The 24,575-nt window shown below is 70.9% G+C and carries 18 protein-coding genes; 13 read left to right on the top strand and 5 right to left on the bottom strand.

Annotated features, from left to right (window positions below; all coding sequences use genetic code 11):
- The first annotated feature begins 7 nt into the window (after positions 1 to 7).
- The 6 genes from ACWDGI_RS36920 (at position 8) to ACWDGI_RS36895 (ending at position 9,378) form a co-directional block, all read left to right on the top strand.
- A complete protein-coding gene (locus tag ACWDGI_RS36920) occupies positions 8 to 1,048 on the top strand; it encodes an ABC transporter permease (protein ID WP_450766751.1) in 1,041 nt (346 codons plus the stop codon).
- Positions 1,045 to 1,983: a carbohydrate ABC transporter permease gene (locus tag ACWDGI_RS36915; protein ID WP_450766749.1), complete on the top strand. Its 939-nt coding sequence runs from the start codon at positions 1,045 to 1,047 to the stop codon at positions 1,981 to 1,983. The genes ACWDGI_RS36920 and ACWDGI_RS36915 overlap by 4 nt, the downstream gene beginning before the upstream one ends.
- Positions 1,984 to 2,258: 275 nt before the next feature.
- A complete protein-coding gene (locus ACWDGI_RS36910; RefSeq protein WP_450766747.1) occupies positions 2,259 to 4,454 on the top strand; it encodes a 1,4-beta-glucanase in 2,196 nt (731 codons plus the stop codon).
- Positions 4,451 to 6,436 carry a beta-galactosidase gene (locus ACWDGI_RS36905; protein ID WP_450766745.1) on the top strand — a complete coding sequence of 662 codons (1,986 nt, stop codon included), beginning with the start codon at positions 4,451 to 4,453 and terminating at the stop codon, positions 6,434 to 6,436. The genes ACWDGI_RS36910 and ACWDGI_RS36905 overlap by 4 nt, the downstream gene beginning before the upstream one ends.
- Positions 6,433 to 8,628: a glycosyl hydrolase family 95 catalytic domain-containing protein gene (locus tag ACWDGI_RS36900; RefSeq protein WP_450766743.1), complete on the top strand. Its 2,196-nt coding sequence runs from the start codon at positions 6,433 to 6,435 to the stop codon at positions 8,626 to 8,628. Before ACWDGI_RS36905 ends, ACWDGI_RS36900 begins: the two co-directional genes overlap by 4 nt.
- A 36-nt stretch (positions 8,629 to 8,664) precedes the next feature.
- Positions 8,665 to 9,378 carry a glycoside hydrolase family 12 protein gene (locus ACWDGI_RS36895; protein WP_450766741.1) on the top strand — a complete coding sequence of 238 codons (714 nt, stop codon included), beginning with the start codon at positions 8,665 to 8,667 and terminating at the stop codon, positions 9,376 to 9,378.
- A 47-nt stretch (positions 9,379 to 9,425) separates the two neighbouring features.
- Here ACWDGI_RS36895 and ACWDGI_RS36890 read toward each other — a convergent pair whose 3' ends face one another.
- The 3 genes from ACWDGI_RS36890 to ACWDGI_RS36880 all read right to left on the bottom strand — a co-directional run bounded on the left by ACWDGI_RS36890 (position 9,426) and on the right by ACWDGI_RS36880 (position 13,863).
- Complete coding sequence (locus ACWDGI_RS36890; protein ID WP_450766739.1) at positions 9,426 to 10,613, bottom strand: sulfotransferase family protein; 1,188 nt, start codon at positions 10,611 to 10,613, stop codon at positions 9,426 to 9,428.
- Positions 10,614 to 10,729: 116 nt separating this feature from the next.
- Positions 10,730 to 12,784, bottom strand: a complete 2,055-nt coding sequence (locus ACWDGI_RS36885) for a glycoside hydrolase family 31 protein (protein WP_450766737.1) — start codon at positions 12,782 to 12,784, stop codon at positions 10,730 to 10,732.
- 65 nt (positions 12,785 to 12,849) lie between these two features.
- Entirely contained in the window at positions 12,850 to 13,863 is a 1,014-nt protein-coding gene (locus tag ACWDGI_RS36880; RefSeq protein WP_450766735.1) for a LacI family DNA-binding transcriptional regulator, read from the bottom strand.
- Between the two features lie 324 nt (positions 13,864 to 14,187).
- Between ACWDGI_RS36880 and ACWDGI_RS36875 the strand changes: the two genes are divergently transcribed.
- Positions 14,188 to 16,122, top strand: a complete 1,935-nt coding sequence (locus ACWDGI_RS36875; RefSeq protein WP_450766733.1) for an acyl-CoA dehydrogenase family protein — start codon at positions 14,188 to 14,190, stop codon at positions 16,120 to 16,122.
- 12 nt (positions 16,123 to 16,134) lie between these two features.
- On the opposite strand, the gene ACWDGI_RS36870 is transcribed toward ACWDGI_RS36875, so the two are convergent.
- On the bottom strand, positions 16,135 to 16,554 hold the full coding sequence (locus tag ACWDGI_RS36870) for a PIN domain-containing protein (protein ID WP_450766731.1): 420 nt from the start codon (positions 16,552 to 16,554) through the stop codon (positions 16,135 to 16,137).
- Complete coding sequence (locus ACWDGI_RS36865; protein ID WP_217554895.1) at positions 16,551 to 16,760, bottom strand: type II toxin-antitoxin system VapB family antitoxin; 210 nt, start codon at positions 16,758 to 16,760, stop codon at positions 16,551 to 16,553. Before ACWDGI_RS36865 ends, ACWDGI_RS36870 begins: the two co-directional genes overlap by 4 nt.
- Before the next feature lie 109 nt (positions 16,761 to 16,869).
- Here ACWDGI_RS36865 and dxr point away from each other — a divergent pair, with 109 nt between their 5' ends.
- From dxr to ACWDGI_RS36835, 6 genes are all read left to right on the top strand, one after another.
- Positions 16,870 to 18,150: a 1-deoxy-D-xylulose-5-phosphate reductoisomerase gene (gene dxr, locus ACWDGI_RS36860; RefSeq protein WP_450766729.1), complete on the top strand. Its 1,281-nt coding sequence runs from the start codon at positions 16,870 to 16,872 to the stop codon at positions 18,148 to 18,150.
- An 8-nt stretch (positions 18,151 to 18,158) separates the two neighbouring features.
- Entirely contained in the window at positions 18,159 to 19,451 is a 1,293-nt protein-coding gene (locus ACWDGI_RS36855) for a M50 family metallopeptidase (protein ID WP_450766932.1), read from the top strand.
- Positions 19,452 to 19,621: 170 nt separating this feature from the next.
- Positions 19,622 to 20,779, top strand: coding sequence for a flavodoxin-dependent (E)-4-hydroxy-3-methylbut-2-enyl-diphosphate synthase (gene ispG / locus ACWDGI_RS36850; RefSeq protein WP_351747546.1), 1,158 nt, complete (start codon positions 19,622 to 19,624; stop codon positions 20,777 to 20,779).
- A gap of 366 nt (positions 20,780 to 21,145) precedes the next feature.
- On the top strand, positions 21,146 to 21,994 hold the full coding sequence (locus ACWDGI_RS36845) for a GNAT family N-acetyltransferase (RefSeq protein WP_450766727.1): 849 nt from the start codon (positions 21,146 to 21,148) through the stop codon (positions 21,992 to 21,994).
- Between the two features lie 177 nt (positions 21,995 to 22,171).
- Positions 22,172 to 22,717, top strand: a complete 546-nt coding sequence (locus ACWDGI_RS36840) for a GNAT family N-acetyltransferase (protein ID WP_450766725.1) — start codon at positions 22,172 to 22,174, stop codon at positions 22,715 to 22,717.
- A gap of 73 nt (positions 22,718 to 22,790) precedes the next feature.
- Entirely contained in the window at positions 22,791 to 24,497 is a 1,707-nt protein-coding gene (locus ACWDGI_RS36835; RefSeq protein WP_450766723.1) for a proline--tRNA ligase, read from the top strand.
- The last annotated feature ends 78 nt before the right edge of the window (positions 24,498 to 24,575 follow it).

Here is a 24,575-nt window from a genome sequence, read left to right as displayed (position 1 = left end):
AACGGCCGTGTCCCACAGCACGGTGCCTCGCAGCAGAGCCGAGGCAGACGACGACAGGGCGGGGAGGACTCCGGTGGCGTCCGACGGCACCACCGGAACCGGGAAGAAGGAGAAGACCGGGAAACCGGGCCTGCGCCTCAGATTCAGACGCGACCGCGCGCTGATCCTGATGACGCTGCCGGCGGTCCTGCTGATCCTGGTCTTCAACTACCTGCCGATCCTCGGCAACATCGTCGCCTTCCAGGACTACGACCCGTACGTCAGCGACAACGGCATCGTCTCCATGCTGCACAGCCCCTGGGTGGGCTTCGAGAACTTCCAGCGGATCTTCGCCGACTCGGCGTTCTGGGACGCGGTGAAGAACACGCTGGTGCTGTTCTCCCTGCAACTCGTGCTGTTCTTCCCGATCCCGATCGCGCTCGCCCTGCTCATCAACAGCGTGGTCCGGCCCCGGGTACGGGCGATCTCCCAGGCGGTCCTGTACCTCCCGCACTTCTTCTCCTGGGTGCTGGTCATCTCCGTCTTCCAGCAGATCTTCGGTGGCGCGGGCGTGCTGTCGCAGCTGCTCAGACAGCACGGCTACGACGGCCTCGACATCATGACCGACCCGTCGACCTTCAAGTTCCTGGTCACGGCGGAGGGCGTCTGGAAGGACGCGGGCTGGGGGATCATCGTCTTCCTGGCCGCGCTCGCCTCCGTGAGCCCCGACCTCTACGAGGCGGCGGCGATGGACGGGGCGGGCCGCTGGCGCCGCATCTGGCATGTCACGCTTCCCGCCCTGCGGCCGGTGATCGCCCTGCTGCTGGTGCTGCGGGTGGGCGACGCCCTGACGGTCGGCTTCGAACAGATCCTCCTCCAACGCGACGCGGTCGGCCCGGGAGCCGCCGAAGTCCTCGACACCTTCGTCTGGTGGAACGGCGTCCGCAACCAGGACTTCGGCTACGCGGCCGCCGCCGGTCTGATCAAGGGCGTGGTCAGCCTCGGCCTGGTCCTCGCCGCGAACAAAGTGGCCCATCTCATGGGCGAGCAGGGGGTGTACAAGAAGTGACCGCCGTCATCGACGAGCCACCCGTACGGGAACCCTCCCGGTGGGCCGCGCCACCCCGTCCGGCATGGGAGGAGGAGCCCGGCCGGGCAGGCGCGGCCGGCAAGGGGCTCGTGCTCGCCCTCGCCTGCCTGGGCATCCTGTTCCCTCTGTGGATCATCATCGTGACCAGCCTCTCCTCGCGGAAGACGATCGACGAGGCCGGCGGACTGGTGATGGTACCCAAGGGCATCACCTTCATCGCCTACAAAGAGCTGCTCAGCGGCGGCCAGGTCACCCGGGCCACCGTCATCAGCGTCCTGATCACCGTCGTCGGCACGCTGTTCTCGATGGCCGTGTCGGTGCTGTGCGCGTACGGCCTCTCGCGCATCGGCTCCCTGGGCCACCGCTGGTTCCTGATGCTGCTGCTCGCGACGATGTTCTTCAGCGCGGGCCTGATCCCGACGTACCTCCTGGTCCAGTCCCTCGGCCTCACCGACAGCTATCTCGCCCTGATCCTGCCGAGCGCGGTGAGCGTCTTCAACATCCTCGTCCTGCGCGGCTTCTTCATGGGCATCTCGCAGGAGCTGATCGACAGCGCGCACATCGACGGCGCCGGCGACTTCCGGATCCTGTGGCAGATCGTCATGCCGCTGTCGCGTGCGGTGCTCGCCGTGATCACCCTCTTCTACGCGGTCGGGTACTGGAGCGCGTGGTTCAACGCGTCCCTGTACCTCAACGACCAGGAGAAGATGCCGCTGCAGAACGTCATGATCCAGCTGGTCCAGAAGCAGGAAGCCCCGGTGGGGCTGGGACAGGCGATCAAGACGGGTCAGCTGTCGGGGCTCGCGGTGCAGATGGCGGTGATGGTGCTGGCGCTGCTGCCGGTGGCGGTGCTGTCGCCTTTCGTCCAGAAGCACTTCAAGAAGGGCATGCTGACGGGGGCGGTGAAGGGGTAGCCGACGGTGCCTTCTTTGGGGGGTGGCCGATGGTGCCTTCTGCGGGGGGTGGCCGACGGCGCCTTCTGTCGGGGGTGGCCGTGGGGCGTCGGCGGCTGCGGGTGGTTCGTGGCCGGTCGCGCAGTTCCCCGCGCCCCTGGAGGGGCGCTTCGCCCGCCGTCTCTCCTTGGCTGCGGGCAGTCGTGCCTCCCCCCCAGAGCCCGAGCGTCGGTGAGGGACATACCCCACCCCCAGTCAGGATCACCCACCCAACCCACGCCCACCGAAGGGTCCCCATGCCCAGCCTGAGCCGCAGAACCGTCCTGGCCGGCACCGCCACTGCTGCCGCGCTCACCACCCTTCCCGCCCTCACCGCCAACGCCCGCGCGGCCGAGCGCCGGCCGCAGGCGTACCGCTGGCGCAACGCGGTCATCGGCGGCACCGGATTCGTCACCGGTGTGCTGTTCCACCCCACCACCCCCGGCCTCGCCTACGCCCGTACCGACATCGGCGGCGCCTACCGCTGGGACACCCGCACCGCCCGCTGGACCCCTCTCACCGACCACCTCGGCTGGGACGACTGGAACCTCCTCGGTGTCGAGGCCCTCGCGGTCGACCCCGCCCACCCCGACCGGCTCTACCTCGCCCTCGGCACCTACGCCCAGTCCTGGGCCGGCAACGGCGCGATCCTCCGCTCCGAGGACCGCGGCGCCACCTGGACCCGTACCGACCTCGCCGTCAAACTCGGCGCCAACGAGGACGGCCGGGGGATGGGCGAGCGCCTCCTCGTCGACCCGCGGGACAGCGACACCCTCTGGCTGGGGACGAGGCACGACGGACTGCTCAAGTCGGCCGACCGCGGCGTCACCTGGGCGGCAGCCACCGGCTTCCCCGCCACCCCCTCCGTCTCCGGCCAGGGCGTCGGCCTTCTCGTCGCCGTCGGCCGTGCCGTCTACGCCGGCTGGGCGGACGGTGACGGCGGCGCGACCGCCGTCACCCTGTACCGCACCACCGACGGGACCACCTGGGAGGCCGTCCCCGGGCAGCCCACCGGTGCCTCCGCGAGGATCCCGGTGCGCGCCGCCCACGACCGGCACGCGCGCGAGCTGTACGTGACCTACGCCGACGCCCCCGGCCCCAACGGTCAGGCCGACGGCAGTGTGCACAAGCTGTCGACCGTCACCGGCCGCTGGACCGAGGTCACCCCCGTCCATCCCGGCGGCAGCGACACCTTCGGCTACGGCGGGGTCGCCGTCGACGCCCGTCGGCCCGGTACCGTCGTCGTCTCGACGAACAACCGGTGGGCGGCCGTGGACACCCTCTACCGGACCACCGACGGCGGCCGTACCTGGACGTCCCTGAAGGACACCGCCGTCTTCGACGTGTCGGAGACCCCATTCCTCAAGTGGGGCGGTGACCGGCCCAAGTTCGGGTGGTGGATCCAGGCCGTCGCCCTGGATCCGTACGACTCGTCGCACCTCGTCTACGGCACCGGCGCGACCCTCTACGGCACCCGTGACCTCGTCCACTGGTCGCCGTGGATCCGCGGTCTGGAGGAGACGTCCGTACTGCAGCTGGTGTCGCCACCGGTCGGGGAGGCGCACCTGCTGAGCGGCTCGGGCGACATCGGCGTCCTGTACCACGAGCGGCTCACCGCGTCGCCGTCCCGCGGTATGGCCACGAACCCCGTGTTCGGGTCGGCGACGGGACTCGCGCAGGCCGCGGGCAGGCCGGCGTACGTGGTCCGCACCGGCTGGGGCGACAACGGCAACGGCGCCTTCTCGGACGACGGGGGCCGGACCTGGGCGCCCTTCGCCGCCCAGCCCTCCCTCGCCCACGACGCGCCGGGGCCGATCGCCGCCAACGCCGACGGCAGCGTGCTGCTGTGGTCCTTCGTGCACTGGGACGGGACGAAGTACCCCGCCCACCGCTCGGAGGACAACGGCGCCACCTGGACCGAGATCCCCTCCTTCCCGAAGGGCGCCACGCCGGTCGCCGACCCGGCCGACCCGACGCTCTTCTACGCGTACGACACCGACACAGGAACGCTACAAGCCAGCACTGACAGTGGCCGCACGTTCACGGCGCGTGCGACCGGACTCCCCGCCGGGGACAGCCAGTTCCAGCTGGTCGCCGCCCCCGGCAGATCCGGTGACCTGTGGCTGAGCGTGAAGTGGAACGGGTTGTACCGGTCCGTCGACGGGGGTGCGAGCTTCACCGCGGTCGTCGGCTGCCGGGCCGCCCACACCCTCGGCTTCGGCAAGGCCGCCGACGGCGCCGGCTATCCGGCGATCTACCTCGTCGGCTCCACGGAGACCGTCACCGCCGTCCACCGCTCCGACGATGAGGCCGGGTCCTGGATCCGTATCAACGACGACCGGCACCAGTGGGGGTGGACCGGACAGGCGATCACCGGTGACCCGCGCGTGTACGGCCGCGTCTACCTCGCCACCAACGGGCGTGGCATCCAGTACGGGGAGCCGCTTCGATGACCGGCGAACGGAAACGACCGAGCCTCTCCGACGCCACCCGCGGCCGCATCCTCTTCGGCGGCGACTACAACCCCGAGCAGTGGCCGGAGGAGACCTGGCCCGAGGACGTCCGGCTGATGAAGGCCGCCGGCGTCAACTCCGTGACCATCGGCGTCTTCTCCTGGGCGAAGCTCGAACCCCGGCCGGGGGAGCGGGACTTCGGCTGGCTGGACCGGCTCATGGACCTGATGTACGACAACGGCGTCGGGGTCGTCCTCGCCACCCCGACCGCCGCGCCGCCACCGTGGCTGGGCCGGCTGTACCCGGACACCCTGCCCCGGGACGCGGACGGCCGCACCGAGTGGTGGGGCGGCCGCCAGCACTTCTCGCACTCCAGCGCCACCTACCGCCGGTACGCCGCCGCCATCACCGAGGACCTCGCCGCCCGCTACCGCGGCCACCCCGCCCTCACCCTGTGGCACATCAACAACGAGTACTGCACCTTCGACTACGGCGACGAGGCGGCCGCCGCCTTCCGTCGCTGGCTGCGCGAGCGCTACGGCACCCTCGACGCCCTCAACTCCGCCTGGGGCACGGCCTTCTGGAGCCAGGGATACGACACCTGGGAGGGCGTCCTGCCGCCGCGCCACGCCCACTACATGAAGAACCCCACCCAGGTGCTGGACTTCCGCCGGTTCACCTCCGACATGCTCCTGGAGTGTTACGCGGCCGAACGGGACATCGTCGCCCGGCACACCCCGCACATCCCGGTGACCACCAACTTCATGCCGCTGTGGATCGGCCAGGACGCCTGGCGCTGGGCGGCGGAGGAGGACGTCGTCTCCGTCGACCTCTATCCCGACCCGCGCGATCCGCGGGGCGCGCAGCGCGGCGCGCTCGTCCACGACCTCACCCGCTCCCAGGCGCGCGGCCCCTGGATGCTGATGGAGCAGGCCGCCGGGCCGGTCAACTGGCGCGGCGTGAACCACCCCAAACCCCGTGGCCTCAACCGGCAGTGGTCGCTCCAGGCCGTCGCCCGGGGCGCGGACGCCGTCTGCTACTTCCAGTGGCGGCAGTCCCGGCAGGGCGCGGAGAAGTTCCACTCCGGGATGGTCAGCCACGCGGGGGAGGAGGGCCGTACCTACCAGGAGGTCAAGCAGCTCGGCGCCGAACTCGCCGCCATCGGCGGCGAGGTGACCGGCACCCACCTCACCTCGGACATCGCCGTCCTCCACGACTGGCACTCCTGGTGGGCCGGCGCCCACGAAGGCCGGCTCTCCGGCGAGGTCGACCTCCCCGACGTCCTGCACGCCTGGCACCGCGCCCTCTGGGAGGCGAACCTCGCCACCGACTTCGCCCACCCCGAACACGACCTGTCCGCCTACAGGTTGGTGGTCGTGCCCCAGCTGTACCTCCTCACCGACACCGCTGTCCGCAACCTCCTCGGCTACGTCCGGGGTGGTGGCACCCTGGTCAGCGGCTTCCTGACCGGCGTCGCCGACGAGGACGACCGGATCCGCCCCGGCGGCATGGACGCCCGGCTGCGCGAGCTGTTCGGCATTCGCACGCTGCACGAGTGGTGGCCGCTGGACCCGGGGGAGAGCGTCGGGTGCGAGGGCTTCCGGGGGACCCTGTGGTCGGAGGAGATCGAGGCCGCTCCGGGGGTCTCCGAGACCGTGCCGTATCGGGGCGGGGAACTCGACGGGCTGCCCGCCGTGCTGCGCAACGGGCGTGCCTGGTACCTCTCCACGCTCCCCGAACCGGAGGCGCTCCGGGAGCTGGTCGGCGGGATCGCCGCGGCGGCGGGGGTCCGTCCGGTGCTCGACGGGCTGCCGGCCGGGGTCGAGGCGGTGCGCAGGGGTGAGCTGCTGTTCCTGTTCAACCACGGGCGTGAGGCCGTGCGGGTCCGGGTGCCGGGCACGCACCGCGACCTGCTGACCGGTTCCGCGATCGCCGGCGAGGTGACCCTCGGCCGATACGGAGTGGCGGTGCTCAGGCCATGACCCCGACCGGACCCGTCCACGGCACCTGGGAGCCGGCCCCGGCCGCCCGCTGGGAGGACGCCTTCCTGAGCGGCAACGGCCACCACGGTGCCCTGGTGTTCGGCGACCCGAACGATGACCGTGTCATCGTCACCCAGCACACCCTGGTCCGCCCGAACGGCGGCGAACACGCCCGTCCGCCCCACCTGGCCGCCGAACTCGCCTCGCTGCAGGACCGGTTGCTCGCGGGCGACCTCAGGGCCGCCGAGAGCTTCACCGACGGCCGCCCGCTCCAGTGGGTCCAGCCGTTCCATCCGGCCTTCCGGATACGGCTGCGCAGGCCGGAGGGCCAGGCGGACGGCTATCGCCGGAGCGTCGACTTCGGCACCGGCGAGGTCGACGCCACCACCGCCGACTGGACCAGCCGCCTCTTCGTCTCCCGCGCCGACGACGTGATCGTGCAGCGGGTCACCACGCCCGCTCTCGACATCGCCCTCGATCACCGGCTCCCAGGTGTCCCCTCCGGCCTGGGGATCGGCCACGGCGCTCTCCGCACCCCCGAGGGCGCCCTGCTCAGCCTCCAGGCCCGCTACCCCGGCAGCGACCGCGCCTACACCGGTGTCACCCTCGTCGCCGTGACCGGCGGCGCGACCGGACTCGTGCCGCCCGGCGTCCGCGTCACCGGCGCCGACTCCGTCCTCCTCCTCACCCGGGTCCGCCGCCACACCGGCGAACTCGACGTGACCGCCGAGGCGCGCCGACTGCGCGGGCTGCTCGAGGACGCGCCGTCGTACGAGACCCTGCTCGCCCGGCACCTCGAACCGCACCGCACCGCCTACACCCGGGTCACCCTCGACCTGGCCGCCGATCCCGCCGAACGAGCGCTACCCGGCTCGGAGTTGCTCAAGCGCACGCGCAGCGCGGCCCTCCTGGAACGGCTCTTCGCCGCCGGCCGCTACCACCTGCTCTCCTCCTCCGGCCTCAACCCGCCCCGCCTGACCGGACTGTGGACCGGCGAGTGGGACACCGCCTGGTCCGGAGCCTTCACCAACGACGCCAACCTCAACCTCCAGACCGCCTCCGCGCCCGCCGCGGGTCTACCCGAAGTCACCGACGCCCTGGCCGCTCTGATTCGGCGTCAGGGCGACGACTGGCAGGAGAACGCCCGTACGGTCTTCGGCGCCCGGGGCATGGTCGCGCCCGCGCACACCGACGGTGAGTCCGGGCTCGCCTACCACTTCAGCCGGGAGTACCCCCTGCACCTGTGGACGGCCGGCGCCGACTGGCTGCTCAAGCCGCTCGTGGACCACGACGAGATCCGCGGCGAGCGCGATCCGCGTACGGCCGCGCTGCTGGCCCAGGTCGCCGTGTTCTACGAGGACTTCCTCACCCGGACCGACGCCGCCGGCCACCTGGTGGTCGTCCCGTCCTACTCGCCCGAGAACCGGCCGGCCAACGGCAGCTGGGGTGCGGTCGACGCGGCGATGGACCTCTCGGCCGCCCGGCACGCCCTGCGTACGGCCGCCGACTACCACCCGGGCCCGGACGCCGACCGCTGGCGCGCCCTCGCCGACCGGCTGCCCCCGCACCGGATCAACGCCGACGGCGCACTCGCCGAGTGGGCGCGGCCCGGCCTCGACGACACCTACGACCACCGCCACCTCAGCCACCTCTACGGCGTCTGGCCGCTCGACGAGATCACGCCCTACGACACCCCGGAACTGGCGGCCGCCGCCCACCGTGCGCTCGAACTGCGCGGAGCCGAGAACGACTCGGCGCACGGACACCTCCACCACGCGCTCGTCGCCGCCCGGCTGCGGGACGGTGAACGGGTCGCCGCCGCCCTCGGCCGGGTCCTGGACGGCGACTTCTTCCACGCCTCCCTGATGAGCGCGCACTACCCGAACCGGGACGTCTACAACGCCGACGCCGCGCACACCCTGCCCGCCGTCCTGATCGAGGCCCTCGTCCAGTCGACCCCGGACCGGCTGGTCCTGCTCCCCGCGCCCTCGACCGCCCTCGGCCGGGGGCGGCTGACCGGGATCCGCACCCGGTTCGGAGCCGAACTCGACCTCTCCTGGACCCCCGCCGGCGCGCGAGCCGTCCTGCAGCCGCACCGGACGCTCCGTGTCGACCTGTGGACTTCCTCCGGCACCCAGCCGCTCGACCTCGTCGCCGGAGAAGACCGCGTCCTCACCCTGGGGACGTGGTAGCCACCCGCACCTCCCCCCACCCATGGAAGGGACACCATGGCATCACGCACGCTCGGCAGGGCCGCCACGGCCCTGATCGCCCCCGCACTCGCCCTCGGCGCCACCGTCGGCCTCGCCTCGGCGCCCGCCTCGGCCGCCGTCTGGAGCTCCTGCGACCAGTGGGGCAACACCACGCTGGACGGCTACACCCTCTACAACAACATCTGGGGCTCCGGCGCCGGCACCCAGTGCATCTGGGCCAACTCCGGCACCAACTGGGGCGTCACCGCCAACCACCCCAACACCGGCGGCATCAAGTCGTACCCCAACTCCAAGAAGGTGATCAACAAGACGATCACCTCGCTGTCCTCGCTCACCAGCAGCTACAACGTGACCGTCCCCTCGTCCGGCGCGTACAACACGTCGTACGACATCTGGGACACCGGATACGCCAACGAGATCATGCTCTGGGTCAACAAGACCGGGGCCGTCGGCCCGCTCGGCACCTCGCAGGGCACGCTCACCCTGGGCAGCAACACCTGGACCGTCTACAAGGGCAACAACGGCTCGAACAACGTCTATTCGTTCATCCGGAGCTCCAACTCCAGCTCCGGCACAATCGACATCCTGCCGATCCTGAAGTGGATCAAGGACACCAAGGGCTGGTTCGGCAACGTGACCATCGGTGACGTGCAGTTCGGCTACGAGATCACCAGCTCGTCCGGTGGCCTGAACTTCACCACCAACAGCCTCACCGTCAGCAGCAGCTGAGCCGGACGGGCCGGTCCCGTGCGCGTCGCGGGGCCGGCCCCACGCGGTCACGCCCGGTCGACCTCCGCGCGCAGCGCGTTGTAGTCGGCGAAGGCCGTGTCGACGTCCGCTCGGGTGAGGCCGTAGCGGGCCAGGTCGTAGCTGTGCACGCGGGTGCCCCTGGGGCGGGCGGCGACGGCGGGGAGGCGGGCCGCGTCGGCCTCGGTCCAGCGGGCGCCGACGGCCGCGTAGAGCTTCGGGGCGCCCGCCGCCGGGTCGGCGCCCAGCCAGGTGTACGGCACGTCCACCAGCGCCTCGCGGGGGATGTGCGCACGGGCGGCCAGGCCGCGGGCGGCCGAGCGGCTGAGCAGCTCCAGCCAGGTGGCGCCGATCCAGTTCAGGTCGAGGGGGCGGGTGTTGACCGCCATGCCGTGCTCGACCAGGCTGCAGAACGAGGCCACGGCGGTGGCCGGATCGCGGTGCGTCCACACGATCGTGGCGTCCGGGAAGACCGCGCGCAGCGCGTCCAGGTTCTCCAGGTGCAGCGGGGACTTCAGCACCCAGCGGCGGCGCGGGCGGCCGTACTGGAGCACCTGGTAGATCTGCTTGAGGTAGCGGTAGTCGGCCACGAAGTCATGGCTCTCGTGCCAGGGCAGGTACTCCGGGACGACGGCCTGGGACAGCGGCATCACCGTGTGCGGCAGCGCGAAGGTGCACTCCTCCGGGCCCTCCGGGCGCAGGTTGTGGATGTGGCGGAAGCCAGGGGCGAAGAGGTTGATCCCGCCGACCAGACGGCGGGCGGTGGTGACCGCCCGCTCCCGTTCCGCGGGGTCGGGTTCGAGGCCGGGGGTGAGCAATTCCCAGAGCAGCGGGCAGCGGTGGTCCGCGGAGAGGGACAGCACGCTGTGCGTGAGCGTGGTGGCGGTGCGGGGCAGGCCCACCACGAACACCGGCCGGTCGACCGGCTCCCGCTCGATCCCGGGGTGTTCGGCGAGCAGCCGGCGGATCCGGGCCCGGTTGGCGAGGTGGCGGCCGACGTGGCCGCGCGCCGACAGCCAGCCGACGGGGGTGAGGTGCCCGGCGCGGGACCAACATCGCAGCAGGTGACGGAAGCCGTCGGCGAACGGCTCGTCGCCCTCCGCCGGCCCGGCCGCGGCGAGCAGCCGGTCGAAGACCCGGTCCGGCGTGCGGCGGGTGCGGGAGGCGGGTCCGAGCAGCAGATTGGCGAGCGTGAGGGAGAGCGGTCCTGAGGACACGGCAACGGGGCCCTTCGCGGGGGACAGGGAGAGGGGATACGTACTACCCCCTCCAACTGCCCGACCACACCGTTGAGTTGAGACATTAACCGGCCGGTGACCGTGGCCTGACGGCGCTACTCCGTGACCGGCAGCTCCGCCCCGTCCCGCAGGAACAGCGGGATACGATCCAGCGGCGCGTCCACCGTCACCGCCGTACCGCCCTCGTACGACTCACCGGTCCACGCGTCCGTCCACCGGGCGCCCGCCGGCAGATACGCCGTCCGGGCCGTGGCGCCCGCCGTCAGCACCGGTGCCACCAGGAGGTCCCGGCCGAACAGATAGGCGTCGTCGACCGTCCAGGCCGTCTGGTCCTGCGGGAACTCCAGGAACAGCGGCCGCATCACCGGCAGGCCCTCCTCGTGGGCCTCCCGCATGACCTGGAGGACGTAGGGCCTGAGGCGCTCGCGCAGCCGCAGGTACTTCTCCAGGATCGCGCCGGCCGTGGCCCCGTACGACCAGACCTCGTTCGGGCCGCCCGTCATGTCCGGACCCAGCGGCGTGCCCGGGTCGCGGAAGCCGTGCAGCCGCATCAGCGGGGAGAGGGCGCCGAACTGGAACCAGCGGACCATCACCTCGCGGTAGGCCGGGTCGTCCGGGTCGCCGCCGTGGAAGCCGCCGATGTCCGTGTTCCACCAGGGGATGCCGGACAGGGCCGTGTTGAGGCCGGCCGCGATCTGCCGGCGCAGGGTGGCGAAGTCGGTGCCGATGTCGCCGGACCACAGCGCGGCGCCGTAGCGCTGGCTGCCCGCCCATGCCGAACGGTTGAGGGTGACGACCTCCTCGCCCTGGGCCCGCAGGCCCTCGTAGAAGGTGCGGGAGTTCTCGGCGGGGTAGCTGTTGCCGACCTCCAGGCCCGGGCCCGTCCAGTACCGCAGGTTCTCCTGGAAGCCGGGCTTCAGCTCGGGCTCGCAGGCGTCCAGCCAGAACGCCGTGATGCCGTACGGGTCGAGGTAGTTCTCCTTCACCCGGGACCACACGAAGGCGCGGGCGTCGGGGTTGGTGGCGTCGTAGAAGGCGACCTGGACCGTCGACGCCACCTCCTTGTCCGGCCAGTCGGCGTGCGCCATCGGACCGTACTGGGTGCCGATGAAGTAGCCGTGCTGCTCCATCGCCGGATGGTTCTCGGACAGCGGGGAGACCGACGGCCACACGCTCACCACCAGCTTGACGCCCAGCTCGGCGAGTTCGCGGACCATCGCGGCCGGGTCGGGCCACTCCTTCGGGTCGAACTTCCAGTCGCCGAGGTGGGTCCAGTGGAAGAAGTCGCAGACGATCGCCGAGAGGGGCAGCCCGCGCCGCTTGTACTCCCGGGCCACGGACAGGAGTTCGTCCTGGGTGCGGTAGCGCAGCTTGCACTGCCAGAAGCCCGCCGCCCACTCCGGCAGCATCGGCGAACGGCCGGTCACCGCGCTGTAGTTGCGCTGCCCGTCGGCCGGATCGCCGGCGGTGATCCAGTAGTCGAGCTGGCGGGCCGAGTCGGCCACCCAGCGGGTGCCGTTGCCGGCGAGTTCGACGCGGCCGATGGCGGGGTTGTTCCACAGCAGGGTGTAGCCGCGGCTGGAGACCAGCACCGGGACCGAGACCTCGGCGTTGCGCTGGACCAGGTCCAGGACCAGGCCCTTCTGGTCCAGGCGTCCGTGCTGGTGCTGGCCCAGGCCGTACAGCCGCTCGTCCTCGTGGGCGGCGAACCGCTGCTCCAGCCGGTGGTGGCCGTTGCCCACCGCGGTGTAGAGCCGCGAGCCGGGCCACCAGAAGTGGGCGCGCTGCTCCGCCAGGATCTCCGTGAGGTCGTCGGTGCGCAGGAACCGGACCAGGCCCTCGGCGGACACCTCGACGGTGAGGCCGCCGACCGTCAGCCGCCCCTCGCCGTCGACGATCTTGACGGTCGACCCGGTGGCCGGCGGCTCGTCGAGCAGGGCGCCCGGCATACCGTCGAGGACCGGACCGCCGAGCCGGGCACGTACCCGGACCGCGTCCGGCCCCCACGGCTCGATCCGCAGCGTCTCCTGGCGGCCGGTCCACTCCAGGGCACCGTCCCGCTCACGGAAGGTGCCGACGGTGGGGGAGGACTGCGCGAGGCTCACCTTGGGCGGTGCCCCGGCGGGCGGGATTTCGGCAGGCTGATTCACGAGGCGGGCTCCTGAATGAGTGCAGACATGGGGGTGCCCCAGAACGGCGGGGCACTGCGAAGGGGTCAGGACCCGGCGGGCGCCGGGCCCGTGCTCGCCCGTACCGTCAGCTCGGGCGCGATCAGGACGACTTCGTCGCCGCCCCGGCCGTCCAGCTTGGCGACCAGGTGCTCCACGGCGTACCGGCCCATCTCCTGCGCGGGGATGGCGACCGACGTCAGCCGCACCGAGGCCTGGACGGCGACCTGGTCCGGGCAGATCGCGACCACCGACACGTCCTCGGGCACGGCCCGGCCCTGCTGGCGCAGCAGCGCGAGCAGCGGCTCCACCGCGGACTCGTTCTGGACGACGAAGCCCGTGGTGCCCGGGCGCTCGTCGAAGATCCGGGCCAGCGTGACGGCCATCGCGTCGTATCCGCCCTCGCACGGCCTGTGCAGCACCCTGAGGCCCAACTCCCGGGCCCGGGACCGGAGTCCGTCGAGGGTGCGCTCGGCGAAGCCGGTGTGCCGCTCGTAGACCGCGGGGGCCTCGCCGATGACAGCGATGTCGTGGTGGCCGAGCTTGGCGAGGTGCTCCACGCACAGCGCCCCGGTCGCCCCGAAGTCGAGATCGACACAGGTCAGTCCGGTGGTGGAGGCGGGCAGTCCGATGAGCACGGAGGGCTGGTCGGTCCCCCGGAGCAGCGGCAGCCGTTCGTCCTCCAGTTCCACGTCCATCAGGATCATCGCGTCGGCCAGCCCGCTGCCGGTGACCCGGCGCACCGCGTCCGGCCCCTCCTCACCGGTGAGCAGCAGGACGTCGTAGCCGTGCGTACGGGCCGCGGTGGCCACCGCGATCGCGATCTCCATCATCACCGGCACGTACATGTCCGTACGCAGCGGGATCATGAGCGCGATGATGTTCGACCGGCTGCTGGCCAGGGCGCGGGCACCCGCGTTCGGGTGGTAGCCCAGCTCCCGGATGCTCTGTTCGACCCGCTGCCGGGTGGTGGTGGAGATGGACCGCTTGCCGCTGAGGACATAGCTCACCGTGCTCGCCGAGACTCCGGCGTGCTGGGCGACCTCGGCGAGGGTGACCATCCAGCTCTCCAAGTTTGTGAAGCGCTTCGACAGTGCGCATTGCTGACAAGGGTGGGTGAGGGTGGTTCGACAGTAGCTTCAGTGGGGGTGGGTGTCCATAGGCTGTCGAAGCGCTTCGACAGCGAATTGGCGGCGCACTCTCGCCGAACCGTCCCCCGGAAGAACCCCCCGATGCAACACCGCGGACCGCGCCGACGGGTCCGGGTGACCCGATCGGACCGCGAGGGCTGGTGGGGGCGGCCCGTTTCGGGTACCAACGATCCAGTAGCACTGGTCGGTAACGAACGGTCCTCAACATCCCCTTTCGCGGCGAGGTGAGCCCCAATGTCCGCCCCCACCACCAAGAAACCCACCGTCACCGAGCGCGAGGCCCGTCAGGTGGCGGAGGCCGCCCGGGAACAGGACTGGCACAAGCCCAGCTTCGCCAAGGAACTGTTCCTCGGGCGCTTCCGGCTCGACCTCATCCATCCGCACCCGCTCCCCGCGGACGAGGACGTGCGCCGCGGCGAGGAGTTCCTCGTCCGGCTCCGCGAGTTCTGCGAGACGAAGATCGACTCGGCCCGCATCGAGCGCGAGGCGCGCATCCCGGACGAGGTGATCGCCGGCCTCAAGGAGATCGGCGCCCTCGGCATGAAGATCGACACCAAGTACGGCGGCCTCGGCCTCACCCAGGTCTACTACAACAAGGCCCTCGCCCTGGCCGGCTCCGCGAACCCGGCGGTCGGCGCGCTGCTCTCCGCCCACCAGTCGATCGGCGTCCCGCAGCCACTGAAGATCTTCGGCACCCAGGAGCAGAAGGACGCCTTCCTGCCACGCTGCGCCCGCACCGACATCTCGGCGTTCCTGCTCACCGAGCCGGACGTCGGCTCGGACCCGGCGCGTCTGGCCACCACCGCCGTGCGGGACGGGGACGACTACGTCCTGGACGGGGTGAAGCTCTGGACCACCAACGGCGTGGTCGCCGACCTCCTCGTGGTCATGGCCCGCGTGCCCAGGACCGAGGGCGCCAAGGGCGGCATCACGGCCTTCGTCGTCGAGGCGGACTCGCCGGGCATCACCGTCGAGAACCGCAACGCCTTCATGGGCCTGCGCGGCCTCGAGAACGGCGTCACCCGCTTCCACCAGGTCCGGGTCCCGGCGGCCAACCGCATCGGCCCCGAGGGCGCGGGTCTGAAGATCGCCCTCACCACCCTCAACACCGGCCGGCTCTCGCTCCCCGCGATGTGCGTGGGCGCGGGCAAGTGGTGTCTGAAGATCGCCCGCGAGTGGTCGGCCGCCCGCGAGCAGTGGGGCAAGCCGGTCGCGCTGCACGAGGCGGTCGGCTCCAAGATCAGCTTCATCGCGGCGACCACCTTCGCCCTGGAGGCGGTCGTCGACCTGTCCTCCCAGATGGCCGACGAGAGCCGCAACGACATCCGTATCGAGGCCGCCCTCGCCAAGCTCTACGGCTCCGAGATGGGCTGTCTGATGGCGGACGAGCTGGTGCAGATCCGCGGCGGCCGCGGCTTCGAGACGGCGGAGTCCCTCGCGGCACGCGGCGAACGCGCCGTCCCCGCCGAGCAGCTCCTGCGCGACCTGCGCATCAACCGCATCTTCGAGGGCTCCACGGAGATCATGCACCTGCTGATCGCGCGCGAGGCGGTGGACGCCCACCTGTCGGTCGCGGGCGACCTCATCGACCCCGACAAGTCCCTCCAGGACAAGGCGAAGGCGGGCGCGAACGCGGGCGTCTTCTACGCCAAGTGGCTGCCGAAGCTGGTCGCGGGACCGGGCCAGCTCCCCACGTCGTACGCCGACTTCAAGCACGGCGTGGACCTCTCCCCGCATCTGCGCTATGTCGAGCGGCACGCCCGCAAGCTCGCCCGGTCCACCTTCTACGCCATGTCCCGCTGGCAGGGCCGGATGGAGACCAAGCAGGGCTTCCTGGGCCGGATCGTGGACATCGGCGCCGAGCTGTTCGCGATGAGCGCGGCCTGTGTCCGCGCCGAACTGCTGCGCAGCCAGGGCGACCACGGCCGCGAGGCCTACCAGCTCGCCGACGCGTTCTGCCGGCAGGCCCGGGTCCGCGTCGACGAGCTGTTCACCCGCCTCTGGTCGAACACCGACGAACTGGACCGCAAGGTCGTCAAGGGCGTTCTCGGCGGCTCCTACGAATGGCTGGAGCGGGGGATCGTCGACCCGTCGGGCGAGGGCCCGTGGATCGCCGACGCGACCCCCGGACCGTCCGCGCGGGAGAACGTCCGCCGCCCGTTCGGATGAGGACGGCTGCTGCTACAGGCTGCCCGGTGGCATGAGCCACTGGGCGGGCTGGCCGGTGACCGACGCGATGGTCTCGAAGTCGTTGTCGTAGTGCAGCACGGTGAGGCCCTGTATCTCGGCGGTGGCGGCGACGAGCAGGTCGACCGCTCCCGCCGAGCGGTGCTGGCCCTTGACGGTCAGCTCCTCCTGGACCTGCCATGCCCGCGTGACCGCGCGGTCGTCCATCGGTGTCCAACTGAACAGGGTGTCCAGACGCTGGATCGTCTGCTCGCGATCCTCGGCGTTCTTGGCGCTGTAGAGGAACTCGATCTCGGTGATCGGGCAGCGAGCGATGAGCCCCTCGGCCAAGGGCTTCTGCCAGTCGGCACGTGCCGGGTCCCTGAGGATGCGGACCAGGGCGCTTGTATCGATGAGGAATTTGGCTGCGCTCATCGCCGATAGTTCGCCTTGTCCAGGAGGACGTCGAAGTCGCCCGCGTCGGCCTTTGCGGCCAGCCAGGCCAGCGCGAGAGCGCGCTTCTTGCGCTCGACGCCATCCCGCAGGGCCGCGTTGACGGTGTCCTTCTTCGTCTTGGTCCCGAACGCTATGGCCGCCTGCGCCAGCAGTTCCTCGTCGATGTCGATCAGAGTCTTGGCCATGGCGACACTCCTCGTATATCAAGCCGGGCCCTGCGTATATAGCGTATCGCACCGCCCATGGAGGGGACGCCCTGTCCTTCCGGCCACCCGTTGCCGCCACAATGGGGGGATGACCGACAGTCCTGCCAGTCCGGCCCCCCTCGCCGACCCGCACCTGGTGTACGACCCGCTCGCGGGCGACGGACCCAAGGGCGTGGTGATCCTCGGCTCCACCGGATCCATCGGCACCCAGGCCATCGACCTCGTCCTGCGCAACCCCGACCGCTTCCGGGTCACCGCCCTGTCCGCCAACGGCGGCCGGGTCGCCCTCCTCGCCGAGCAGGCGCACCGGCTGCGGGTACGGACCGTCGCGGTCGCCCGCGAGGACGTCGTACCGGCGCTGCGCGAGGCACTGACGGCGCTCTACGGAACCGGTGAACCGCTCCCCGAGATCCTCGCCGGGCCCGACGCGGCCACCCAGGTCGCCGCGTCCGACTGCCACACCGTCCTCAACGGCATCACCGGCTCCATCGGCCTCGCGCCGACCCTCGCCGCACTGGAGGCGGGCCGCACCCTCGCACTCGCCAACAAGGAGTCGCTGATCGTCGGGGGCCCCCTGGTCAAGGCGCTGGCCAAGCCCGGCCAGATCATCCCGGTCGACTCCGAACACGCGGCGCTCTTCCAGTCGCTGGCCGCGGGGACGCGGGCCGACGTCCGCAAGCTGGTCGTCACGGCGTCCGGGGGGCCCTTCCGGGGACGCACCAAGGCCGACCTGGCCCGGGTGACCGTCGACGAAGCGCTCGCCCACCCCACCTGGGCGATGGGGCCGGTCATCACGATCAACTCCGCCACCCTGGTCAACAAGGGACTGGAAGTCATCGAGGCGCACCTCCTCTACGACATTCCCTTCGATCGGATTGAGGTGGTCGTGCACCCGCAGTCGTATGTCCACTCGATGGTCGAGTTCACGGACGGATCCACGATCGCGCAGGCGACGCCCCCCGACATGCGAGGGCCGATCGCCATCGGTCTCGGCTGGCCCGAACGGGTCCCGGACGCGGCCCCGGCCTTCGACTGGAGCAAGGCCTCCACCTGGGAGTTCTTCCCGCTGGACAACGAGGCCTTCCCCTCGGTGAACCTCGCCCGGCACGTCGGCGAGCTCGCGGGCACCGCCCCGGCGGTGTTCAATGCGGCCAACGAGGAATGCGTCGAGGCGTTCCGGAGCGGTCTGCTGCCCTTCAACGGGATCATGGATACCGTCACCCGGGTCGTCGAGGAACACGGCACACCCCGTACGGGCCGGACGGGAACTTCGCTCACCGTGCCGGACGTACTCGAAGCGGAGACCTGGGCACGAGCCCGGGCCCGGGAACTGACAGCACAGACGGCGACCGCGGAGGCGCGTGCATGACAGCCCTGATGATGATCCTCGGCATAGTCGTCTTCGTGATCGGCCTGCTGGTCTCGATCGCCTGGCACGAGCTGGGGCATCTCTCCACCGCCAAGCTCTTCGGCATCCGCGTCCCGCAGTACATGGTCGGCTTCGGCCCGACCATCTGGTCGCGGCGCAGGGGCGACACCGAGTACGGCTTCAAGGCCATCCCGGCCGGCGGCTACATCCGCATGATCGGCATGTTCCCGCCGGGCGCCGAAGGCCGTATCACCGCGCGCTCCACCTCCCCCTGGCGCAGCATGATCGAGGACGCCCGCTCGGCCGCCTTCGAGGAGCTCCAGCCCGGCGACGAGAGCCGCCTCTTCTACACGCGCGCTCCCTGGAAGCGCGTGATCGTGATGTTCGCGGGCCCCTTCATGAACCTGATCCTCGCGGTGGCACTGTTCCTCACGGTCCTGATGGGCTTCGGCATCAGCCAGCAGACCACCACCGTCAGCTCGGTCTCCCAGTGCGTGATCGCCCAGAGCGAGAACCGCGACACCTGCAAGAAGACCGACGCGGCCTCCCCGGCCGCCGCCGCGGGTCTGAAGGCCGGTGACAAGATCGTCTCCTTCGACGGGGTGCGGACCACCAGCTGGAACCAGCTCTCCGACCTGATCCGCGCCACCCCCGGCAAGGACGTCGCGGTCGTCGTCGACCGCAAGGGCCAGGACGTCACCCTGCACGCGAAGATCGCCAGCAACCAGGTCGCCAAGAAGGACTCCGGCGGTCAGATCGTCCAGGGCCAGTACGTCACCGCCGGCTTCCTCGGCTTCAGCGCCGCCACCGGCATCGTCCGCCAGGACCTCGGCCAGTCGGTGACGTGGATGGGCGACCGGCTCGGCGAGGCCGTCGACTCCATCGCGGGTCTGCCCGGGAAGATCCCGGCCCTGTGGGACGCGGCCTTCGACGGCGCCCCCCGGCAGCCGGACTCCCCGATGGGCGTGGTCGGCGCGGCACGGGTCGGCGGCGAGATCTTCACGCTCGACATCCCGCCCACCCAGCAGCTGGCCATGGCCCTGATGCTGGTGGCCGGATTCAACCTCTCGCTGTTCCTCTTCAACATGCTCCCGCTGCTCCCGCTGGACGGCGGCCACATCGCGGGCGCCCTGTGGGAGTCACTGCGCCGGAACCTGGCGAAGCTACTGCGCCGCCCGGACCCCGGCCCCTTCGACGTGGCGAAGCTGATGCCGGTGGCCTACGTGGTGGCGGGCGTGTTCATCTGCTTCACTTTGCTCGTCCTGGTGGCCGACGTGGTTAACCCCGTGAAAATCTCGTAGCCATACGGCGTTCGAAGCGGCCCGGAACGCTGTGTTCCGGGTCGCTTCCATTGAGTGGGTTTACCCGTAGGGGATGTGCTGGCGCCTGGCCCGGTGCCGTAATCTCGGAGTCTGGAACCCGCTTTCGACGGGACCTGGACCTAGATCCACGACTTGGGGTTGCACAGCAGATGACTGCGATTTCTCTCGGCATGCCGTCCGTTCCGACCAAGCTCGCCGAGCGCCGGAAGAGCCGGCAGATCCAGGTCGGCTCCGTGGCTGTCGGCGGAGACGCCCCGGTCTCGGTGCAGTCGATGACCACGACCCGTACGTCGGACATCGGCGCCACCCTCCAGCAGATCGCCGAGCTGACCGCGTCCGGCTGCCAGATCGTCCGCGTCGCCTGCCCCACCCAGGACGACGCCGACGCCCTCGCCACCATCGCGCGGAAGTCCCAGCTCCCCGTCATCGCGGACATCCACTTCCAGCCCAAGTACGTCTTCGCGGCCATCGAGGCCGGCTGCGCGGCCGTCCGCGTCAACCCCGGCAACATCAAGCAGTTCGACGACAAGGTCAAGGAGATCGCGGCGGCCGCGAAGGACCACGGCACCCCGATTCGCATCGGCGTCAACGCCGGCTCCCTGGACCGCCGGCTGCTGCAGAAGTACGGCAAGGCGACCCCCGAGGCCCTGGTCGAGTCGGCCCTGTGGGAGGCGTCCCTCTTCGAGGAGCACGACTTCCGGGACATCAAGATCTCCGTCAAGCACAACGACCCGGTCGTGATGATCGAGGCCTACCGGCAGCTCGCCGCCCAGTGCGACTACCCGCTGCACCTCGGCGTCACGGAGGCCGGCCCGGCCTTCCAGGGCACGATCAAGTCGGCGGTCGCCTTCGGCGCGCTGCTCTCCCAGGGCATCGGCGACACCATCCGGGTCTCCCTGTCGGCTCCTCCGGTCGAGGAGGTCAAGGTCGGCAACCAGATCCTGGAGTCCCTGAACCTCAAGCAGCGCGGCCTGGAGATCGTCTCCTGCCCGTCCTGCGGCCGCGCCCAGGTCGACGTCTACAAGCTGGCCGAGGAGGTCACGGCGGGCCTGACCGGCATGGAGGTCCCGCTGCGCGTCGCCGTCATGGGCTGCGTCGTGAACGGCCCCGGCGAGGCCCGCGAGGCCGACCTCGGCGTCGCCTCCGGCAACGGCAAGGGCCAGATCTTCGTCAAGGGCGAGGTCATCAAGACCGTCCCCGAGTCGAAGATCGTGGAGACCCTCATCGAGGAGGCCATGAAGCTGGCCGAACAGATGGAGGCGGAGGGCACGGAGTCGGGAGAGCCGTCGGTGTCGGTGGCGGGCTGAGGAATCGGGAGAGCCGTCGGTGTCGGTGGCGGGCTGAGGAAGCTCTTCGGGCGGCGGCGGGAGTCACCCGCCCCCGCCCGTCCCGTCCTGAAGGGGCTGAGCCCCTTCGGCCCCGCCGGGTCCAGGCGCCCGAGAGGGGCGCGGGGAACTGCGCGACCAGCCCCCGACGACCCGCACTCGCACACACCCATGCCTCCCGAGCTCGCAGGCGACACAGAGCGGGGATCCGGGGGCGGCGGCCCCCGGCGACGGGACTACGGCCACCGGTACGGCAAGGCCGGCGGTCACCCACACGGGGCGGCACCGCCAAGCTTCCGCAGGTACAGTGCGGAGATCAGCAGAACCCCTCAGCGTGAGGCCCCGCACGTGTTGACGCAGACCACCTCTCGGGTGCTCGAACCGAGCGACCTGGACGCCGCGCTCGCCGTACTCGACCGCGAGCCGGTCACGAACGCCTTCGTGACCTCCCGCGTCCAGGTGGCCGGCCTCGACCCCTGGCGCCTGGGCGGCGAGATGTGGGGCTGGTACGAGGACGGCATGCTCACGTCCCTCTGCTACGCCGGCGCCAACCTGGTCCCGATCTGTGCCACCCCGCGCGCGGTCCGCGCGTTCGCCGACCGCGCCCGCCGGGCCGGCCGCCGCTGTTCCTCGATCGTCGGGCCCAGCGAGGCCACCACCCAGTTGTGGCGCCTCCTCGAACCGCACTGGGGCCCGGCCCGCGAGGTCCGCGCCCACCAGCCCCTGATGGTCACCGAGCGGATGCCGGTCGGCATCGCCCCGGATCCGTACGTCCGCCGCATCCGCAAGGACGAGATGGAGACGATCATGCCGGCGTGCGTGGCGATGTTCACCGAGGAGGTGGGCGTCTCCCCGCTGGCCGGCGACGGCGGCCTCCTCTACCAGGCGCGGGTCGCCGAACTCGTCGGCTCCGGCCGCTCCTTCGCCCGGCTCGACGACAGCGGCCGGGTGGTCTTCAAGGCGGAGATCGGCGCGGCGACCTCTCAGGCCTGCCAGATCCAGGGCGTGTGGGTGGCTCCCGAGTACCGGGGCATGGGCCTGGCGGCTCCCGGGATGGCGGCGGTGCTGCGCTACGCGCTGGCCGATGTGGCCCCCGTGGTCAGCCTCTACGTCAACGACTTCAACACGGCGGCGAGAAGGACGTATCTGCGGGTGGGCTTCCAGGAGGTAGGAGCCTTCATGAGCGTGCTGTTCTGACAGTTCGTTTTTGGCAGCCGTCACGAGCTCCTTTCTGACAGTTCGTTTTGGCAGCCGTCACGAGTTCCTTTCTGACAGCCGGCACGAGCAGCCGACCCGGGGCGCGCGGAACTGCGCGAGCGACCACAACGCACTCGCACCCGGACGACGGCGCTCCACCCCCTGTACCCTCCCCACATGGACCTCGTGATCGGCCCCCTGGACCTCTCCTCCCACGTGGACGAGGCCCTGGCAGTCCAAGCGATCGCCTTCGGCCTGGGCCCCGACGAGGTAGCCGTACGCCGTCAGATCGTCGTGCGCCACATGCAGTACCCCGGCGCCAGAGCCCTCGGCGCGACCGCCGACGGCCTGCTCGTGGGCTTCGTCTACGGCATGCCGAACAGCCGCACCCACTGGTGGTCCACCGTCGTGGAGCCCTACCTGCGCGTCCAGGGCCACGCCGGCTGGCTCGACGACTCCTTCGTGATCACCGAACTGCATGTGCACCCGCGTCACCAGAACCGCGGCATCGGCCGCCGGCTGATCACCACGATCACCGACGGCACCGCCGAGCCCCGCTCGATCCTCTCCGCGATCGACACCGACAGCCCGGCCCGCGGCCTCTACCACTCCCTCGGGTATGTGGATCTCGCCCGCCAGGTCCACTTCCCGAGCGCGCCCAGGCCGTACGCCGTGATGGGCGCCCCCCTGCCGCTGCGCCGCAGGGGTACCGAACGCCGTTAACCGATTTCCACCGGCACAGTGAGCCCGGCTAACCTCCTAGCCATCAACCTTTTCCGGCAGGAGTACGAGAACCATGGCGAACGCACCGGTCCAACGCATGTCCAAGTTGATGGCGAAGACGCTGCGTGACGACCCGGCGGACGCCGAGGTCCTCAGCCACAAGCTCCTCGTCCGCGCCGGCTACGTCCGCCGCACGGCCGCCGGCATCTGGTCCTGGCTGCCCCTCGGCCTGAAGGTGCTGTCCAACATCGAGCGGATCGTCCGCGAGGAGATGGACGCGATCGGCGCCCAGGAGGTGCTGCTCCCGGCCCTCCTGCCCCGGGAGCCGTACGAGGCGACCGGCCGCTGGGACGAGTACGGCCAGGAGCTGTTCCGTCTCCAGGACCGCAAGGGCGGCGACTACCTTCTCGGCCCCACCCACGAGGAGATCTTCACCCTGCTGGTGAAGGACCAGGCGTCCTCCTACAAGGACCTGCCGGTCATCCTCTACCAGATCCAGAACAAGTACCGGGACGAGGCCCGCCCGCGGGCCGGCATCCTGCGCGGCCGTGAGTTCCTGATGAAGGACTCCTACTCCTTCGACCTGGACGACGAAGGCCTCGCCAAGTCGTACGCCCTGCACCGCGAGGCGTACCAGCGGATCTTCGAGCGCCTCGGCCTCGACTACCGCATCGTCGCCGCCACCGCCGGCGCCATGGGCGGCTCGAAGTCGGAGGAGTTCCTGGCCCCGGCCGAGGCCGGCGAGGACACCTTCGCCGACTGCCCGAACTGCGACTTCGCGGCCAACACCGAGGCGATCACGTACGAGCTGAAGGCGGTGGACGCCTCCGGCGTGCCCGCCCTCGAGGAGATCCCGACCCCGGACACCCCGACCATCGAGACCCTCGCCGCCCACCTCGGCGTCCCGGCCTCCGCCACCCTGAAGAACCTCCTGGTGAAGGTCGACGGCGAGATCGTGGCCGTGGGCGTACCGGGCGACCGCGAGGTCGACCTGGGCAAGGTCGAGGAGCACTTCGCCCCGGCCGCCGTCGAGCTGGTCACCGAGTCCGACTTCGCCGGCCGTCCCGACCTGGTCCGCGGTTACGTCGGCCCGCAGGGTCTCGGCGAGAAGGTGAAGTACATCGCCGACCCGCGCGTGGCCGCGGGTACCGCCTGGATCACCGGTGCCAACAAGGTGGGCACGCACGCCAAGAACGTCGTGGCGGACCGTGACTTCACCGTCGACGAGTACGTGGATGTCGTCGTCGTGCTGGAGGGCGACCCCTGCCCGAAGTGCGGCACCGGCCTCAAGCTGGACCGCGCCATCGAGATCGGCCACATCTTCCAGCTGGGCCAGAAGTACACCAACGCGCTCAAGCTCGACGTCCTCGGCCAGCACGGCAAGCCGGTCCGCGTGACGATGGGCTCCTACGGCATCGGCGTCTCCCGCGCCGTCGCCGCCCTCGCCGAGCAGACCGCCGACGAGCACGGCCTGGTCTGGTCCCGCGAGGTCGCCCCGGCCGACGTGCACGTCGTCGCCGCCGGCAAGGCCCTGCAGACCGAACTCGCCCTGGACGTCTCCGAGAAGCTGCGCGCCGCCGGGCTGCGTGTCCTGGTCGACGACCGGGCCGGGGTCACCCCGGGGGTGAAGTTCACGGACGCCGAGCTGATCGGAGTGCCGCAGATCCTGGTCGCGGGCCGCCGCTCCGGCGAGGGCGTCCTGGAGCTGAAGGACCGCAAGACGGGCGAGCGCGAGGAGCTGACGGTGGACGAGGCGATCGCCCGCCTCACCGCGAACTGAGCTTCAACTCCCGCTGCGGCGGCCCCTGGTGACACACCGGGGGCCGCCGCGGCTTTTCAGGAACGTCTCAGACGGTTC

The organism is Streptomyces sp. NPDC001220 (genome assembly GCF_053597895.1).
Note: the sequence above shows the minus strand (reverse complement) of the source record. Positions and strands in the feature narration are given on the sequence as shown.